15 protein-coding genes are annotated in these 16,726 nt (G+C 41.3%); 7 read left to right on the top strand and 8 right to left on the bottom strand.

What is annotated here, in order from left to right:
- Positions 1 to 130 precede the first annotated feature (130 nt).
- Both PJ15_RS00145 and PJ15_RS00140 read left to right on the top strand, forming a co-directional pair.
- Positions 131 to 1,738 (top strand): phosphoethanolamine transferase, encoded by a 1,608-nt coding sequence (locus tag PJ15_RS00145; RefSeq protein WP_047426543.1) that lies wholly within the window; start codon positions 131 to 133, stop codon positions 1,736 to 1,738.
- Positions 1,739 to 1,921: 183 nt separating this feature from the next.
- Positions 1,922 to 3,061, top strand: coding sequence for a glycerophosphodiester phosphodiesterase (locus tag PJ15_RS00140; protein WP_047426541.1), 1,140 nt, complete (start codon positions 1,922 to 1,924; stop codon positions 3,059 to 3,061).
- Positions 3,062 to 3,100: 39 nt separating this feature from the next.
- On the opposite strand, the gene pnuC is transcribed toward PJ15_RS00140, so the two are convergent.
- Positions 3,101 to 3,673, bottom strand: a complete 573-nt coding sequence (pnuC, locus tag PJ15_RS00135) for a nicotinamide riboside transporter PnuC (RefSeq protein WP_200045982.1) — start codon at positions 3,671 to 3,673, stop codon at positions 3,101 to 3,103.
- Positions 3,674 to 4,059: 386 nt separating this feature from the next.
- Between pnuC and PJ15_RS00130 the strand changes: the two genes are divergently transcribed.
- On the top strand, positions 4,060 to 5,010 hold the full coding sequence (locus tag PJ15_RS00130; RefSeq protein WP_047426535.1) for a DMT family transporter: 951 nt from the start codon (positions 4,060 to 4,062) through the stop codon (positions 5,008 to 5,010).
- A 122-nt stretch (positions 5,011 to 5,132) separates the two neighbouring features.
- Positions 5,133 to 6,731: an alpha/beta hydrolase family protein gene (locus PJ15_RS00125; RefSeq protein ID WP_047426532.1), complete on the top strand. Its 1,599-nt coding sequence runs from the start codon at positions 5,133 to 5,135 to the stop codon at positions 6,729 to 6,731.
- 33 nt (positions 6,732 to 6,764) lie between these two features.
- Here the strand turns inward: PJ15_RS00125 and PJ15_RS00120 are convergent, their stop codons facing one another.
- The 6 genes from PJ15_RS00120 to rlmE form a co-directional block, all read right to left on the bottom strand.
- Positions 6,765 to 7,079, bottom strand: coding sequence for a DUF5713 family protein (locus tag PJ15_RS00120; RefSeq protein ID WP_004774831.1), 315 nt, complete (start codon positions 7,077 to 7,079; stop codon positions 6,765 to 6,767).
- Positions 7,080 to 7,192: 113 nt separating this feature from the next.
- On the bottom strand, positions 7,193 to 8,833 hold the full coding sequence (locus PJ15_RS00115; RefSeq protein WP_047426529.1) for a vWA domain-containing protein: 1,641 nt from the start codon (positions 8,831 to 8,833) through the stop codon (positions 7,193 to 7,195).
- Positions 8,834 to 8,968: 135 nt separating this feature from the next.
- Positions 8,969 to 9,727 (bottom strand): SIMPL domain-containing protein, encoded by a 759-nt coding sequence (locus tag PJ15_RS00110; protein WP_047426526.1) that lies wholly within the window; start codon positions 9,725 to 9,727, stop codon positions 8,969 to 8,971.
- A 97-nt stretch (positions 9,728 to 9,824) separates the two neighbouring features.
- A complete protein-coding gene (gene folP / locus PJ15_RS00105) occupies positions 9,825 to 10,673 on the bottom strand; it encodes a dihydropteroate synthase (protein WP_047426929.1) in 849 nt (282 codons plus the stop codon).
- 136 nt (positions 10,674 to 10,809) lie between these two features.
- A complete protein-coding gene (gene ftsH, locus PJ15_RS00100) occupies positions 10,810 to 12,705 on the bottom strand; it encodes an ATP-dependent zinc metalloprotease FtsH (protein ID WP_004651936.1) in 1,896 nt (631 codons plus the stop codon).
- A 136-nt stretch (positions 12,706 to 12,841) separates the two neighbouring features.
- A complete protein-coding gene (rlmE, locus tag PJ15_RS00095) occupies positions 12,842 to 13,492 on the bottom strand; it encodes a 23S rRNA (uridine(2552)-2'-O)-methyltransferase RlmE (protein WP_004774825.1) in 651 nt (216 codons plus the stop codon).
- 229 nt (positions 13,493 to 13,721) lie between these two features.
- Here rlmE and yhbY point away from each other — a divergent pair, with 229 nt between their 5' ends.
- Positions 13,722 to 14,048: a ribosome assembly RNA-binding protein YhbY gene (yhbY, locus tag PJ15_RS00090; protein ID WP_004774823.1), complete on the top strand. Its 327-nt coding sequence runs from the start codon at positions 13,722 to 13,724 to the stop codon at positions 14,046 to 14,048.
- A 5-nt stretch (positions 14,049 to 14,053) separates the two neighbouring features.
- A complete protein-coding gene (locus tag PJ15_RS00085; protein ID WP_047426517.1) occupies positions 14,054 to 14,590 on the top strand; it encodes a DOMON-like domain-containing protein in 537 nt (178 codons plus the stop codon).
- Positions 14,591 to 14,647: 57 nt separating this feature from the next.
- Here PJ15_RS00085 and PJ15_RS00080 read toward each other — a convergent pair whose 3' ends face one another.
- Entirely contained in the window at positions 14,648 to 15,226 is a 579-nt protein-coding gene (locus PJ15_RS00080; protein ID WP_047426514.1) for a hypothetical protein, read from the bottom strand.
- 359 nt (positions 15,227 to 15,585) lie between these two features.
- On the opposite strand from PJ15_RS00080, the gene carA reads away from it, so the two are divergent.
- A complete protein-coding gene (carA, locus tag PJ15_RS00075) occupies positions 15,586 to 16,725 on the top strand; it encodes a glutamine-hydrolyzing carbamoyl-phosphate synthase small subunit (RefSeq protein WP_004774818.1) in 1,140 nt (379 codons plus the stop codon).
- Position 16,726 lies beyond the last annotated feature (1 nt).

Raw genomic sequence — 16,726 nt, 5'->3', positions numbered from 1 at the left:
ACAGCTTAACTGTGCTAATCAATTTAATTTGCTGTGCAATCAAAGACTTCTTAATTTTGAATTGACACGTCCCCCACTTAAACCGATATTAGCACGCTTAGTTAATCTCCCCCCATTGTATTAGGCATATATGAAGGCCAGCTTAAAAAACTTGAATATTCTGCTGCTGATCTTACTGCCAGCCTTGATCACAGGCGGTTTGTTGATTGCGGTTGGTAATCTATCTGATGGTTTAAGACTTGGCTTTTTATCATTGCCTGGTGTGCTTTTTATTTATCTGGCGATTAGCAGACAAAAAATCTATTGGTATATCCTTGCGATTATCTGGTGGTTTTTGGCTTGGTTAGATGCCTTGCTTCGCTCAAGCACATGGCTTTTATTTAATAGTGATAATGAAGCCTATTTCATTATTGAGGCACTTGCCAATACGAATCGTCAAGAGAGTCTGGAGTTTTTTCAGCTTCATCTTGGCACAATGCTCACTGTGGCGGCAGGACTATTTGCCTTAGTCATCTTATATAGTGTTGCTGTTTTCAAGCTGGTTAAACCGATTCATTTTAGCCAACTCTGGCAAAGCCGTATTTATCGTGGCTGTATTATTTTACTGATCTTACTGGCAACCACCAGTTATCTGATGAAACCATCACGCAAGGTACACCCAATTGTGTTCTGGACTGACTATCAGGCCAAAATTCAGGATTTCAAAGACCGAATTAAACAGCATAAAAATGTTCATCAACAATGGGACAAAAGTGCCAAGCAAAATCTGGTACTGACAGAACAGGCAAAAGGTAAACAAACCCATGTACTGGTACTTTCTGAAAGTTTAACCAGTTTAAATCTAGGCGTCTGCGGCTACCCTCGCAATACCACACCTGAGCTGGCAAAACGACTGGATGAGATTAAGGTCTTTTGTAATGCTTTCTCTCCTTCACCGTCTACAATCAATGCATTACGTGTACTGTTAACCGAAAGCCCAGCTTCAGAACATAATAAATATTCATCTGAAAGTGTATTGGCCTATGCACGGGCAGCGGGATATAAAATTTACTGGATTAGTAATCAGGACGATACTTACTTATCTTCTTTATTCGGTTCCTATGCCGATAAAGCAGTCTATAAAAATAAACGCTCTGGTCGTAGTAGCACCTCGTTGGATGAATCGCTCATTCCAGATTATCAGCAGGCACTTGCCGATCCTGAACCGAAGAAACTGATTATTCTTCATCTTATCGGTGCTCATCCAAACTATAAAGAGCGTTATCCAGCTGCCTTTAACCGGTTTACAAGTGAAAGTAACGATGCTGTAGAAACTGACCTAAAAAATAGAGATATTGATCCGTGGATTCGTTCACTGCGCAATGACTATGATAATGCTGTCTTATATGAAGACTCATTACTTAGTCAATTCCTAGATGATTTAAGAGCAGATGCTACACCAGATTTTAGATCTTTTACGATGGTTTCTGATCATGGCAATGAAGTCGGACATGAAATTGATTATGCAGGCCATAGTCCAAATACCAAAGCAGGTTATCAAGTGCCTGTGATCATGTGGTCAGATCGCTTAAAGAGTACCGGTGTAGATCAGGAAAAGACTTTAAATACCGCTGAACTAGACAATAATCTGATGCGCATCATGGGACTGAAAGACAAATCCTCCCCATCTCAAACCTATTGGCTTGATGACAACTATGATTTCACGCCAGAAGCCAACTGGCCTTATTGGAAGAAATAGCTCGTCATTATCTAATTGTTTTTGAATCCAGTTTGAATATAAGGCCAAACTGGATTTTTTTATTTCAGTGTGACTTCTTTTAAAATTCTTAATATTTTCATAAAACCATCATCTCACTGTCATGTGTTTGATAACTTCAATGCTCAAACTAGCGGCTTGAATAAAAAACACATGAGCTTATCTATGTTTAAAAAAGCAGTTCTTTGTCTGAGCCTAATCAGCCTTGCTGGTTGTAATGATGACAATAACAATCAAAACAATACCAAACAGCCTGATTACCAGCTTCCTAAAATTCTCGTGGTAGGACATCGCGGTGCCAGCGCATTACGCCCAGAACATACCCTTGCCTCCTATCAAAAAGCGATTGATGATGGCGCTGACTTTATTGAGCCAGATCTGGTATCAACCAAAGATGGGATTCTGGTTGCCCGTCATGAAAATGAAATTGGCGGTACCACCAATGTTTCAACCCTGCCACAATTTGCAGACCGAAAAAAAACCAAAGTGATTGATGGCGTGACTTTAGAAGGTTGGTTTACTGAAGACTTTACATTAAACGAATTACAACAACTAAAAGCACGCGAGCGTATTCCACAATATCGTCCTGAAAACCAGAAGTATAATGATCTCTTTACCATTCCCACATTAGAACAAATCATTGAACTTGTAGACGCACATTATAAGAAAACTGGCAAAATCATTGGTCTTTATATCGAAACAAAACACCCGACCTATTTTCAGAAGCAGAATCTGGCAATGGAAGACACACTTCTTAAAACGCTATCTAAATATAAATATACTCGGGATATAGCACCGATCTATTTGCAGTCTTTTGAAGTGGGCAATTTAAAATATTTAAAAAACCAGTTAGATCTACACAAAAGCGTCAAACATGCCCAACTAATCCAGCTTTATGATGCTCCTGATACTCAACCTGCTGATTATGTCGCGGACAATAATCCAAAAACCTATGCAGATTTAGCAACAGCAAGTGGTTTAAAAGATGTTGCCACCTATGCCAATGGCGTTGGTCCATGGAAACCTTATATTATCGACCAAGAAACCATGCAAACCACGTCCTTTGTTAAAGATGCACATCAAGTCGGCTTAAAAGTACATCCATATACTTTCCGCCCTGAAAATAATTACCTACCAGCGACGTTAAAATGTAGTACAGATAAAGCCAAAGAAGCAGAACGTTGTGCAACAGGCTCAATCAAGGAAATGCAGCTGTATTTCAAAGCAGGTGTAGATGGTATCTTTACCGATGATCCAGCACTGGGTCGCCAAGCCGTACAAAGTTATCAAGCCACTGCAAAATAAACCTTGTTTCAAATTAAGGGCAGCCTATGCTGCCCTTGTTTATGCATGGCCAAGTTGTTTCTGCTTGACCTGTTCCCATTGCCACCAGCCATAAGCAGCCAGCCCGACAAAGGCAGCATATAAAGCCGCGGTTAAAAATAACTCTTTATAACTAAACATCCCGACATAGAAGATGTTGACGAAGATCCATAAGATCCAAGTCGCGATATGTTTACGACTGGTCCAGTAAGTTGCCAATAAACTAAATGCCACCAATTGCGAATCCAGCATTGGTACCGCAGCATCAGTAAAATGTTTGAGAATAAGACCAAACAGGAAACCTCCCAGCACGGCGAGACCGAGTTGCAGCAGTACAGTTTTGGTGGCAATCGTTTCAATCCGAATCTCATGATCTTGGCGTTTGCCTTTTAACCAATAATAAAAGCCATAAACATTCATCAGAATAAAGAAGAATTGTAGAAGTGTTTCTCCATATAATTTGACCGTAAAGAAAAAACAGGCATACAGCGCACAGGCAATAAAATTAAACCACCAACACCACATATTCCGTCGGATGGTCAAAGTTACACCAATAACACTAATAATCACTGCAATAATTTCTAGAGGAGACAAGAGCACACTTCTTTCATAATTGAATGGCATTATTATGGAAAAATATTCGATTTAAGCAATCACAAATTTGACCTTTGCACTGATTATATTTTTATCTTTATTTGAGAAAATGCCTATTTTTCAAGCAGACCCTATGCTATAAAAGATCATAACTATCTTCGAATGTCTTATATGTTTAAGCCTAAAGTTTCCTCTCCACGCCCGAATGCAATTGCGCATGACATTGCTGTCTATGCGGCATGGCGACGTGTCTACGCGTTACTGCGAGGGGACTTTGTGTATTTCAGATGATGACACTCTAAAACATCAATTGAACTCAAAGGTCGCCTCTGTAGCGACCTTTTTTATTGTCTTAATTTTACCGTTGTTATAACAGGAATTATGCCATGACACAGTTACCCGAAAAGAATGTTCTCTCCATGCCACAGCTACAACCGGCTGTAGCCCCTGTCACCCCTCGCCTTGCTACAGTCGGTCAATTCATTGCCGTGGTGCTTATCTGGTCTTTCACACCTTTAGCTGCCGTCTGGACAGTACATGAAATTCATTGGGCTTGGGGATTATTCTTGCGATTTAGTCTTGCTATTCCACTAGCATTGGTATGCCTGCTTTATTTTCGCTTGAAACTGACGATCAATAAAACTGCGCTGCTGAGTTATGGTGCAGGGGCTATTGGATTGTTCGGCTCCATGACCTTTTGTTATCTGGGCGCAACACGCGTGTCTTCGGGCATGATCTCGATTATTTATGGCACAGCACCGTTATGGTCTGGGCTAATCGCAGTCTTTATTCTAAAACGCGAACACTTCCTTAAACGTCAATGGTATGGACTTACTCTAGCTATTTTTGGGCTCTTTCTCACCTTAGGGATTGGTGCAGCACATATCCAGCTAGATACGCTCGGTGTCATCTATGAAATAATCGCAGTGTTGCTCTATGTCCTGTCCATGTTTGCAGTTGCACAGATTGGTGCGGGAATTCACCCGATTATTCAAACAACAGGTTCCACTATCGTTTCATGGTTGGGATATTTGTGTTTATTACCATTTTTCCTTAGCCATGCCCCCACCCAGCTTCCGAGTCTGCAAACAGGCTTAGCCTTGTTGTATAGCGCATTATTTTCATCAGTACTGGCCATGATTTTTTACTTTCATTTAATCCAGAAACTAAACCCGACCACGGTGATGCTAATTACAATCTTAACACCCGTACTTGCAACTTGTTGGGGGATATGGTTCAACAACGAACCTTTGAGTTCGCATCTGGTCATTGGGCTGATTTTTTTATGCTTCGGCTTATTTCTTTATGCTTATCGTCGAAAAGAAGGTATAGATTAGGTTTTAAAACTGGCAGGTCAATCGATATGGCCTGTCAACAATAGTATCTATCAACAAGGCACAGTAAACTATCTCGATCACATCGTGATTTCTCAAAGATTTGCTCAAGGATGAAATAATCTATGCGTTCTTACGTCTTCTGGCTCTGCTTCAGTTTGTTGTTTGTCTTGCAAGGGTGTGTACATGCCACTTCTCAATCAGCATCTGTTACAGGCAAAAGCGTCGAGCTAAAACAGCGCTATTATCAGGCAAAAACAACGGCACCTGATGGAACTGTACTGGCCTTTACGGTTTATCAACCCCATTTAAAACCAGGCCAGACTGCGCCTTTAATTTTGCATACGCATGGCTTTGGCCTTTCTCGGATGAAACGACCAGAACTGAGCTTGTATGGTTTCCTCTTGCCAACAGGTCAGGTCGCGAAAACTGCATGGCAGAATGGCTATTGGGTGATAAGTTATGACCAGCGTGGTCACGGCGATAGCCAAGGGAAAATTCGCCTGACTGATCCAGAGAAAGAAGCCCAAGATGTTATCACCATGATGAATTGGGCGGAAAAAAACTTGCCACAACTGGCGACAAACCAACACGGTGTGCGAACAGGCATGATCGGTGAGTCGTATGCTGGTGGCGTGCAATATATTGCTTCGGCGCTTGATCGCCGATTACAGGCCATCGTTCCTGTCACCACTTGGTATGACATCATGAATAGCCTTGCACCAAATGGTGTACCGAAAAGTAACTGGATCGGTTTTCTCAACCTGATTGGAGATTGGTGGAACTGGAATAAGTTTGATCCCGAACTCAAACAGGCTTATCTTGAAACGCAACAAGGTCAACTTAAAGCATCGACCTATAATTTTCTAGAAACCCATCAAGCCAGCTGGTTTTGCAATCATGCACAGGCACCTCAAGCCGATGCACTGATTATTCAGGGTTTTAGAGACATTCTATTTCCATTTAACGAAGGCGTAAAAGCAGCCCAATGTATCCAGCATGCTCAGCATGAAGTTCATTTGATTGGCGTACAGGGCGGACATTTACAGCCTTTTGCACAACATTCACCTCGAGGCAATACGCCATTTTGGTATATAGGTAAATCAGTAACTTGTGGTGATCAGCAACCCTATGACCTGCAAAAAACCATATTGTTCTGGTTCAATCAAAAGTTGAAAGATCAAGCACCTACAACCACCTTACCAGAAGTATGTGTGGATCAAAGTCCTGTCACGACCTTAAATGATCTAACGGCTACAAACGCCTACACATTGAATAAAACATGGATAAGGCCGACTGCAACTCAAGCAGTATTTGTGCCCATCCATACCGCGACCCAGCGCAGTTATATCACGGGTGCCCCTCTACTCTCTTTACAAGTAGAAGCACCATCTAAAGTAGATCCGACCCTATTTATCTCTGTTGCCATTAAATCCAAAGTCACAGGGAAATATGACGTTTTAAATGATCAGACTGCGCCGTTTAACACGGCCCGAAAACAAAGTTATGATCAGATGATTCACGGCACAACTCAACTGAATGCACAACATTTCATGATTGAGTTACCCAGTATCAATGGGCAATTGAATCAAGGCGATATGCTAGGCTTACTCATCAATACACAGAGTATTTATTATCAGAAAATCAAACAGCCTAAAATTGAAGCATGGATTTCAGGACAAATTGTTTTACCTAAACTTTGGAGTGAAGCTGCTTCAAAATAATTATTTTTATAAAAAAACCAGCGAGAGTGAATTCTACCACTCTCGATTGGCAATCAATTCTTCCATTTCAATATCCAGATAACCGACATCTTGCACCACCATCATCATGGCTTCAGCAATATAATCTGCGGCAGTGTCATCTAAACTTGAATCCAGATCTTCAAATTGCGGTTTCATTTCGTTAATTTCGATCATGGTTTGATGCGCAAAACGATAGATTTCCATTTCAGATAAGTCAGTACGACTCACCTTTTTTGAAAACTTCTGGATATGCTGTTTCACTTCAGCAACGAGAATATCGGGATAATATTCATCGTCAAACATTGGGAGGAGTAAATCTTCAAACATAAAAAATAATATGCCAATAAAACGCCATGCTTATAACATAATCTAACCAAAATCACGATATTTAGACATAAAAAAAGCGGTTTTTCCGACCGCTTTTTTTAGCTTATCCAAATCTAATCCTTTTTCGCACTTAAGCTTTTGGCAATCTTCGCTAACTCGACAAACTCCTCTCGCATTTGATAAGGATCAGGTTTCGCTGATTGTTGTGCCAATTGGATAATTTGATCCCATCCCATTGCGCCATTGTACTGCCCGCCTTTTAACTGCTGGGCATAAGAAGCAACTGCGATTGCAAAACGGGTATCATTATTGGCTTGAGCAAGGGGCTTACTTTCAGCTTTTACAGCTTGGTTTAAAAGAATGCTTTTTTGTTGATTTGGCAGCTTATAGCGCAAGTTTACAAAGGCATATTCAGACTTTTTCGCTGGTTCTGTTTTTGCGGATGCCTGATAACGTGAATCATTGAGCCAGCCCTGTTGACCGACTGGAACGATTTCATAAATCGCCGTGACATTATGTCCAGCCCCAATATCCCCTGCATCAACTTTATCGTTATTGAAATCTTCCTGTTTCAACATCCGATTTTCATAGCCGACTAAACGATATTCTTTCACCGTCGCTGGGTTAAATTCGACCTGAATTTTGACATCCTGCGCAACGGTTGCAAGAGTCGATGATAACTGACGTTGTACCACTTTTTTCGCTTCATTTTTATTGTCGATATAGCTGTAATTGCCATCGCCTGCATCCGCCAGTTGTTCCATCAACTGCTCATTGTAGTTTCCTGTACCAAAACCTAATGTCGTTAAAGAAATACCACTTTTGCGTTCCTCAGCCACCATGCCTTTTAAGGTACTAAAATCAGTAATACCGACATTAAAGTCACCGTCCGTCGCCAGTAAAATACGGTTAATGCCATTTTTCACAAAGGCTTTTTCAGCCTGCTTATAGGCCAATTGAATGGCTTGCTCACCTGCAGTTGCCCCACTGGCCTGTAAAGCATTAATCACGGCCAATATCTTATCTTTTTGGTCACCAGCAGTTGGTTCTAACACCAGCTTTTCGCCGCTAGCATAAGTAATAATGGTGACTTTATCCTGCGCTCGAAGTTGCTCTGTCAGTAAACGCAAAGTTTGTTTAACCAAAGGCAGTTTGTCTGCTGCATCCATACTGCCCGAGACATCAACTAAAAATACCAGATTGGCAGGTGGCAATTGTTTAGTGCTTAAATCTTTGGCTTGAATCCCAATTTTGATCAGTTTGGCATTTTCTTTCCACGGCGAATCCACCGTTTCAGTAGTGACTGAAAATGGGTGAATACTATTGGGTTGTGGATACTGATAATCAAAATAGTTAATCATCTCCTCGGCACGGACGGCATCGACAGGCGGTAAACGACCATCATTCAGGAAACGACGTGTGTTGGTATAGCTACCAGTATCCACATCAATACTAAAAGTTGAAACGGCTTGATCAACGACACGATGAACTGGATTGACCTCATTTTTTTGGTATTTTTCAGTGTTCTGTTCTAAACGTGGTCTTTCCATGGTCGGCATGACTGCAATATAAGATGCTGGTGCGATCATCTTACGCGTTTGTGCCAATCGTTGATTTGACATGGTCATCGGTGCTGGCGACACAGGGATCGCAGTTTCAATTACAGCTTGATCGTACTGTTTAACAGGTGTACTACACGCCGCCATCATACAACTGAGTGCAGTTAAGACGAATATTTTTGTTGATTGATGCATTATGAAAACTCCCCAGTTCTAATTCGTTTTTTCAAATAAAGTCGCTATACAAAGAATTGTATGCAAAAAAAGAAAGATACACCGTATTCGAATGTATCTTTCAAGAATGGCTGATCAATGATCTAAACCGTTGTTTTACTCAATCGCATAATTGATGGTCACCACCACACGGGCAATTTTATTAATGGTGGCTTTGTCATAAGCGCCACCATAATCACTGTCATCATCCGAGCCACTTTCTGGCAAGATATAAAATGCACCTTGACTGGCTGAACGCATCATGCCCACTTTCACGCCACCCACTTTGGCAAACTCATTGGCACGGCTATAGGCATTCTTGGTGGCATTGGCAATCAAGGACATTTTGATTTCTTCCAGATTCGACACCAGATATTCAGGTTTCTGTTCAATCGCAATGCCTTTTTCATCTAGCAGATAAGCATCTTTGGCCGCCTGTTCAATCTTCTTGATATCACGACTCGCTATCACTAAGGATTGTAATGCCATATAGCCTTTAAACTCACGATTGATGCGCCCTTCCCCCATATTGATTTCTTCATAATAGGGCTGAGAACTTTTATTTCCGAGTTGCATATCAGCCGCTTTAAAACCATGCTCAACAAAAAAGCTTTGTAATTCTTTCATTTGTTGATCAAGCAATTGATACGCTTGTGGAATTGTGTCAGACGTGTGGCTGGTTTGTAAGTGAATCTCCCAACGTGCTGAATCAGCCTGAATTGGTTTTTCAGCCAAGCCTTTGACTGTAATTGAATTTTTGGTGCTATTAAACTGTTTTAGTGCATAGCCCATCACGCCAGCAGAAATAATAAACCCAAGACTCAGAATGAGTGCAAACACCCATAAACTTTTATATGTAATTGTTTTATTTTCCATTTTTAATATCACTTAGTTTATTTTATAGCCTTGTTATATTTAATCTGATCAAGCAAGTCAATAGAGCCCTTGCGCTCTACTGACATCTTAGTTGCTTTTAAGCCTGCATCATTTTCCAGACTTTTATCGCATCGCTAGTGGCTTTTACATCGTGTGCCCGAACGATACTTGCCCCTTGTTGAATACTTAAAAGATGCCCTGTCACACTGCCCACTGCACGCTCTTGAGCAGGCACACCATTTAAAGCTTCGCCAATAAAACGTTTACGCGATAGACCCGATAAAACTGGATAGCCCATTCGATTGAGCTTCCAGAATTCATTCAGCAATTGAAAATTTTGCTGCGCATTTTTGGCAAAGCCAAAACCAGGATCGATAATGATATTTTCAGGTTTAACTCCAACCGCAATGGCCTGATCCAGTCGTTGTTGTAACTCCTGAATCACATCTTCGGTTACATCCTCATATTGATCCAACTGATTCATATTGGTCGGTTCACCACGCATGTGCATCAGCACCACAGGAATATTTAACTCGGCAGCGGTTTCTAAGGCTTGTGGTCGGGTTAAGGCACGTACATCATTCCAGATATGCGCACCAGCTTGGACGGCAGCACGCATGACTTCAGGCTGACTGGTATCAATCGACATGATCACATTATATTTTGATAATGCCTCAACCACAGGAATGACACGACGGAGTTCTTCCTTTAGCGCCACAGGTGATGCATTTGGGCGTGTAGACTCACCACCAATATCAATAATGCTCGCCCCATCTTCAATCATTTGTAAGGCATGCTGAATCGCCTGATCTTTTTGGTGGTGCTGTCCACCATCACTAAATGAATCAGGCGTAACATTCAAGATTCCCATCACCTGAGGTTGTGAAAGGTCTAAACTTAAACGACCACAAGGTAAATGAATTTGGGGTAATGGCATTAACTGCATCATCAAAACTCTTCGCACTTTAACCGGCCTAGTTTAACAACACAGCTTATCGCGCGTTGCTGATTTATTTTCAGTTTAGCTCAAAATCCAGACAAAAAAAGAGCGACCGAAGCCGCTCTTTTTATCTAATCTTTGATTAGCCCATTGCTGGTAATGGTGGTGGTGTAGATGGACCATCTTTCGGTGGTTCAAATGCAGCCACTGGATTATCAGCAACATAAACTTTAGGTGGTTGCGGTTCACGACCTTCCATGATGTCACGGATCTGGTCACGATCGATTGTTTCCCAATCCATCAACGCTTTCACCATTGCATGTGCGATATCTTTGTTATTTTCCAAGATGTCACGTGCAACTTTATATTGCTCATCCAAGATACGACGAACTTCTTCATCTACCTTTTGTTGAGTTGCTTCAGAAATTGTACGGCTACCCACATTACCGAAGAAACCATTCTGGTTTTCATCTTCATAAACCATGACGCCAAGCTTATCTGACATACCATATTTGGTGACCATTGCACGCGCCATTTTGGTTGCACGTTCAAAGTCGTTAGATGCACCTGTCGACATTTGGTTAATAAAGACTTCTTCCGCAATACGACCACCAAACAAGATTGAAAGTTCATTCAACATCTTATCTTTATAGTGGCTGGTCTGATCTTGCTCAGGAAGCTGCCAAGTCACACCCAATGCCCAACCGCGTGGCATGATCGTTACTTTATGCACAGGGTCTGTACCCGGTAAAATCTCAGCAACAATCGCATGTCCCGCTTCATGGTAAGCCGTTGCACGACGTTCTTCTTCACGGATGACCATCGATTTACGTTCAGGACCCATGTAGATCTTGTCTTTGGCATCTTCAAAGTCATGCATATCCACCGTATTTTTATTACGGCGAGCAGCAAACAATGCAGCTTCATTGACTAAGTTTGCAAGTTGCGCACCTGAGAAGCCCGGTGTACCACGTGCAAGAACTTTAAGATCCACACCTGTCACTGAAGGAAGTTTCTTCAAGTGAACATTCAAGATTTGCTCACGACCACGGATGTCTGGTAAACCCACCATCACTTGACGGTCAAAACGGCCTGGACGAAGTAATGCTTTATCCAATACGTCTACACGGTTGGTCGCAGCAATCACGATCACGCCTTCATTGCCTTCAAAACCGTCCATCTCAACAAGCATTTGGTTCAAGGTTTGTTCACGCTCATCATGACCACCACCTGTGCCCGAACCACGATGACGACCCACTGCATCAATCTCATCAATAAAGATGATACATGGCGCATGACGTTTCGCTTGTTCGAACATGTCACGAACACGAGAAGCACCGACACCGACAAACATTTCAACGAAGTCAGAACCAGAGATACTAAAGAATGGAACCTTAGCTTCACCAGCAATTGCTTTCGCTAATAATGTTTTACCCGTACCTGGAGGACCAACCATCAGTACACCACGTGGAATGGTTGCACCAAGGCGTTTAAATTTGGCTGGGTCTTTTAAGAAATCAACGATTTCAACCACTTCTTGTTTTGCTTCATCACAGCCAGCTACGTCACTAAATGTTAACTTGATTTGATCTTCAGATAACATTTTCGCTTTTGACTTACCAAAGCTCATAGGACCGTTTTTACCACCAGCACCACCGCCCATATTACGCATGAAGAACATGAATAATAAGATGATGAGTAATACTGGGAAACTTGCAATGAGAAGTTGCATCAAAATGCCTTGACGTTGCGGTGCTGTGCCCTCAACCACTACATTTTGTTTATTTAAGCTTGGTAGCAACTCAGTGTCTTCTACTTGTGGACGAACCGTCTCAAAAGAAGAACCATTGGTTTTTTCACCATTAATATTTAAACCGTCGATTGTGACTTGTTTAATTTGCCCAGCATTCACCGCTGCAACGAAATCAGAATATTTCATCGCTGCAGGCTTATTGCGGTCACTGACGTTGCTAAAAATCAAAATCAGAACACCGAGTATGATGAGCCACAATACGGCATTCTTGAAGTAATCGCTCAAGGCTTTATTCCCATATCAATCTAATTTGATCATACCTAATCTTGGCTGACCTTCACAAAAACAGCAATGAATTTGCGTTGCAAAAAACTTAAAAGGTACAAAATGCACAATTTTTAACAACTTGGCAAGTACACTTTTATTGCAATGCCTTTTTACGACCTTGACCAATCAAAAAAACTTCTTTCGATCGAGCACGTGATGCCGCAGGTTTGGCTGTTTTTAATACATCAAAACTATCGACCACCTGTTTTCGGAACTCGTCAAATCCTGAACCTTGGAACACTTTAACAATAAACTGTCCGTTTGGTCCGAGAACTTTTTGAGCAAAATCCAAAGCCAATTCACATAAGTAAATCTGACGCGGTTGATCAACAGCCCTATTACCTGATGTATTGGGGGCCATATCCGAAATTACAACGTCTACTTGACGCCCATTTAAAATATTTAACAATTTTTCGAAAACTTCTTCTTCACGGAAGTCACCTTGCAAGAAGGTCACGTCTGGAAGTGCGTCCATTTCCAAGATATCTGATGCAATCACCAGACCATTGGCACCAACCAATTTACCTGCAATTTGCGACCAGCTTCCTGGCGCTGCACCCAAGTCAACCACGGTCATGCCGGGCTTGATCATTTTATATTTTTCTTGGATTTCAAGTAACTTATACGCCGCACGTGCGCGATAGCCTTCCTTTTGTGCTTTTTTTACAAAGGGGTCATCTAAATGCTCTCTCATCCATGCACGACTGCTTTTAGACAATTTTTGATTGGTAATGCGTGTCGCCATAACTCACTAAATTTCAAAAAACTTCTGATGAGTCATTGTACGTGAAAATTACGCCCATTACAGTACGGATGTACTTCATTCACACGAACTTTTACAGATTTTTTTCGATCATCCTGATTGGTTATTTCAGCAATTTTTCACATATTTGTTTGAAGTGTCTGTCTGCTGAATCTATCTTAGAATCGGGATGCAAGTTATACTAGGTCGTTTTTCGAATCAGGTATTTTTAATGGCGGCTTTATCTATCCATGAACGTAAGCGTTTACGTCAAATCGGTCATGCACTTAATCCAGTTGTAATGATTGGTAGCCAAGGTCTTACAGAAAACGTCATTGAAGAAACAAATCGTGCGTTAAACGACCACGAATTGATTAAAGTGAAAATTGCGGGTGAAGACCGTGATGCACGTGGTGCAGTGATTGATGCAATTGTAGAAGCAACTGGCGCCGAATCTGTACAAAAAATTGGTAAAATTGTTCTGCTTTATAAAAAAGCGGCGAAACAAAACCAGCACTTGTCTAATTTAGTTCGTTTTGCTCACTTAAGTAATAAGTAATTACGATGGCGAGTTATGAACTATCCGCTTTTGATCGCTTTAGTGCCATTACGGTCGTTGGGGCGATTGAGCAACAAACACCAGCAACCTTGAATGTTGGTTTTTGGGTTCGTGACCCAAATCAATTTTTGATTTACCCAGATCACGTTACGGCGCATCCACGCCATGATTTTTTATGGGAACAGACGTGCTTTGAAATTTTTGTGGGCGTGAAAGATGAAGATTTCTATCGAGAAATCAATCTTTCCCCTTCTCAAGCGTGGCAAGTCTATCAATTTGAAGAATATCGTTTCCCTGAAGATATGCCGCCTGTCGCTGCGTATGATATTGAACTGAACCATTTGCAACGCACTCATTATGGTTTGAATGTCAGTCTGGATTTCTCCCAGTTTATGCGTCAGCATCAACTTAAATGGACTGACATTTATATCGGTTTAACCGCTGTACTCAATACCACTCAAGGTATGCATTATTTTGCAATGCAGCACAGCAGTCCTCAAGCTGACTTCCATAACAAGCGTGACTGGTTACATCAGTTTTAATATTTTAAGCAGAAAAAAAGCGAGAAAAATTCTCGCTTTTTTTTAATTTCCGAACAATTAGCTTGTACGGACTTTATTCCATGCTTCAACAGCCTGCTCTTTGGTACGCTTAAAACTACCGACCAATGTATCTTTATGCTTCACTGAAATCTGGCTAATGTCATTTTTCAGTTCTTTGCTGACTTTAGTTAAGTCTTCAATCAATGCATTCAATTCAGTTTTCAATGCATTTTTCAATTCAAGTAAATTGCCTTGAGACGAATTCAGCTGAGTTTTGATGACTTCAATACGTTCTAAAAGATCCTGCTTGATTTGCGCAAACTGGTTTTGAACATTTTGATTTAACTCTTTTGCTTCAGTCTCAATTTTTTCCTGAGTTTCCGCCAAAGCTTCTTTCACTTGACCTTGAGTTTCAGCGATCACTTCTTTCGCCTGTTCTTGCGTTTCAGCAATCACTTCTTTTGCTTTTGCCGTTTTTTCTGCGACAACTTCTTTCGCTTTCGCAGTTTTCTCAGCCACAGCGGTCTTCACTTCAGCAGTTTTTTCAGCAGCAACTTCTTTTGCCTTCGTTGTTTTCTCAACGATTGCTTCTTTCACTTCTTCAGCCGTTACAGGTGTCGTTTGATTCTCAGCCATTTGGATTCCCCTCTTTATTGATTGTTAATTTTGGCTGTGTATAGGATAAAACGGTCACTTCTTAAACACTAAAAAAATTGTTAGACAATTTGCATAATATCTCATGATAACCATATCAACATGATAGATTTGGCAATAGACACCGATCTAACCGCTTTGGAGAAGAAATCGTGTAATTCCTGATTTTAATAAATAAAAACACATAGACTTTTCACGCACTCATGCGTATAATGCGCTGTTAAGTTACAAGCGAGCAGACTGGAAGGAGGGGCATGTTTTTTTAAGACGGCCTGCCTTTTTTTATGTCTTCTCGCTTTTTTACAGCCTTATTTTTGTGGTCTTAGTTCAGGAGCTTTGGTTTGAGCACCCCCGCCATTTTAGCCCTCGCAGATGGAACGATCTTTAAAGGAACGTCTATCGGTGCATCGGGTAGTACGACTGGTGAAGTCGTTTTTAACACTGCCATGACTGGTTATCAAGAAATTTTAACCGACCCAAGCTACGCACAACAAATTGTGACGTTGACTTATCCTCATATTGGAAATACTGGCTGTAATAGTGAAGACGTTGAATCAGGTCGCATCCATAAGGTATGGGCGAATGGTTTGATTATCCGTGATCTTCCTTTATTGCACAGCAACTTCCGTTCTGAACAATCATTAAGTGAATACCTAGAGCAACATAATGTGGTTGCCATCGCAGATATCGATACCCGCAAATTGACACGTATTCTTCGTGACAAAGGTGCACAAAACGGTTGTATCCTTGCTGGCGAAAATATTACAGAAGAACAAGCTATTGCGAAAGCACGTGAATTCGGTGGTTTAAACGGTCTCGATCTTGCGAAAGAATGCTGTGATCCTGAAGGATTTGAATGGACTGAAGGTTCTTGGACTTTAGGTCAGGGTTTCACTCAACCAGAATTAAAATATCATGTTGTTGCATACGATTATGGTGTCAAAACCAACATCTTACGTATGCTTGCAGACCGTGGCTGTAAATTGACAGTTGTTCCTGCACAAACACCTGCTGAAAAAGTTCTCGCTTTAAATCCAGATGGCGTGTTCTTGTCAAATGGTCCGGGTGACCCAGCAGCATGTGATTATGCAATCGAAGCAGTAAAAACAATTGTTGAAACCACAACATTACCTGTATTTGGTATTTGTTTAGGTCATCAGATTTTAGCACTCGCTTCTGGCGCAAAAACCATGAAAATGAATCATGGTCATCACGGCGCGAACCATCCTGTACAAAACCTTGAGAACGGTACAGTGATGATTACTTCTCAAAACCACGGCTTTGCTGTCGATGAGAGTACTTTACCAGCAAACTTGAAAGTGACACACCGTTCACTGTTTGATGGTACAAACCAAGGTATTCATCGTACTGACAAACCAGCTTTCAGCTTCCAGGGTCACCCTGAAGCAAGCCCTGGTCCACATGACTGTGCTCCGTTGTTCGATCATTTCATCGAACTTATCGAAGCAGCTAAGAAGTAAT

The organism is Acinetobacter sp. neg1 (assembly GCF_000788125.1).
Lineage (GTDB): Bacteria > Pseudomonadota > Gammaproteobacteria > Pseudomonadales > Moraxellaceae > Acinetobacter > Acinetobacter vivianii.
The sequence above is the reverse complement of the archived record's forward strand: the minus strand, read 5'-3'. Positions and strand labels throughout refer to the sequence as shown.

Bases quoted from the DNA above. Each gene is read 5' to 3' on its own strand.
- PJ15_RS00145 (WP_047426543.1), top strand. From the start codon at position 131: ATGAAGGCCAGCTTAAAAAACTTGAATATTCTGCTGCTGATCTTACTG.
- PJ15_RS00140 (WP_047426541.1), top strand. From the start codon at position 1,922: ATGTTTAAAAAAGCAGTTCTTTGTCTGAGCCTAATCAGCCTTGCTGGT.
- PJ15_RS00130 (WP_047426535.1), top strand. From the start codon at position 4,060: ATGACACAGTTACCCGAAAAGAATGTTCTCTCCATGCCACAGCTACAA.
- PJ15_RS00125 (WP_047426532.1), top strand. From the start codon at position 5,133: ATGCGTTCTTACGTCTTCTGGCTCTGCTTCAGTTTGTTGTTTGTCTTG.
- PJ15_RS00120 (WP_004774831.1), bottom strand. From the start codon at position 7,079: ATGTTTGAAGATTTACTCCTCCCAATGTTTGACGATGAATATTATCCC.
- PJ15_RS00115 (WP_047426529.1), bottom strand. From the start codon at position 8,833: ATGCATCAATCAACAAAAATATTCGTCTTAACTGCACTCAGTTGTATG.
- PJ15_RS00110 (WP_047426526.1), bottom strand. From the start codon at position 9,727: ATGGAAAATAAAACAATTACATATAAAAGTTTATGGGTGTTTGCACTC.
- folP (WP_047426929.1), bottom strand. From the start codon at position 10,673: ATGCAGTTAATGCCATTACCCCAAATTCATTTACCTTGTGGTCGTTTA.
- rlmE (WP_004774825.1), bottom strand. From the start codon at position 13,492: ATGGCGACACGCATTACCAATCAAAAATTGTCTAAAAGCAGTCGTGCA.
- yhbY (WP_004774823.1), top strand. From the start codon at position 13,722: ATGGCGGCTTTATCTATCCATGAACGTAAGCGTTTACGTCAAATCGGT.
- PJ15_RS00085 (WP_047426517.1), top strand. From the start codon at position 14,054: ATGGCGAGTTATGAACTATCCGCTTTTGATCGCTTTAGTGCCATTACG.
- PJ15_RS00080 (WP_047426514.1), bottom strand. From the start codon at position 15,226: ATGGCTGAGAATCAAACGACACCTGTAACGGCTGAAGAAGTGAAAGAA.